Below are 1040 nucleotides of genomic sequence, written 5' to 3'. Positions count from 1 at the left end.
GATGCTGTTTTGTGGTGGAAAATCATTCATGATGAACAAAATTTTGATACAGTAGCACTAGAGGATCGTGCATTTGTGCGTCAATCACTCGATTTCTTACCTGAAGGTGCTTTGAATGAGGAAAGTTGGAAAATTTGGACAACAGCATTAAAAGAAAAAACAGGTCGGAAAGGAAAATCTTTATTTATGCCATTACGTCAAGCACTTACGGGCATGGATCATGGACCTGAAATGGGAAAGCTTTTGCAGCTTTTAGGGCGTGAAAAGGTAATAGAAAGGCTCTCTAAGAAATAAGAGAAACTTTTAAAAGGCATCTTTTATTTACTTTATGCTTACAGAGAGTAAAGGACGAGTCTATCTACGCGTTTTTATGAGCATGAATGCAGGAATATCATCACCAAATCCAAGGGGCGTGTAATTCTTATTTTTTCGTGAGCGTTGTTGCTCAGATGGCTTCTCCTTATTATTTGCGTTTTTGATATATTCTGTTTTATTCTCTTCTACAGATTTTTTAGTGTGAGCAACAGGCTCTTTAGGAGCAGTTTTCTTTGATGATTTTGAAGACTTTTTCTTTACAACAATATCTTCTGTTTGATCATCGGCTATTAAAGTTGAGAGATCTCCATTGAGCCATTCAATTTTTTCATTACTCATTTCCTCAATGGCATTGATATATTTTTGATCAGCTTTTGTGACAATTGTAAAAGCTTTTCCGCTACGATTTGCACGCCCTGTACGACCAATTCGATGGATATAGTCTTCAGCATGTGTAGGAACATCATAGTTAAATACGTGGCTTACGGCTGGAATATCGAGACCACGGGCTGCAACATCAGAAGCAACCAGAAGTGTAAGTTTATTATTTTTAAAATCGGCTAGGGTGTTCATACGTGAATATTGGTCCATATCCCCATGCAATGCACCTACATTAAAGTTATGTTTAATGAGTGATCTAAGAAGTTCAGAGATATCCCTCTTGCGATTACAGAAAATAATAGCATTTTGAAGCTCGGCACCTTCATTTTGGATAAGTTCTCGTA

The 1040-nt window shown here is 37.1% G+C and carries 1 protein-coding gene and 1 pseudogene; one reads left to right on the top strand and one right to left on the bottom strand.

From position 1 onward, the window contains the following. Positions 1-294, top strand: a pseudogene (locus tag ACFIO3_RS13770) (glutamate--tRNA ligase); the annotation flags it as partial. 60 nt (positions 295-354) lie between these two features. Here ACFIO3_RS13770 and ACFIO3_RS13765 read toward each other — a convergent pair. Further along, positions 355-1040 (bottom strand): helicase-related protein (locus ACFIO3_RS13765; protein WP_375704651.1); only part of this gene is annotated, 686 nt, incomplete at its 5' end.

The sequence above is a fragment of the Bartonella sp. AD328YNZD genome (genome assembly GCF_042196425.1).
This window is presented reverse-complemented; position numbering and strand designations above follow the sequence as displayed.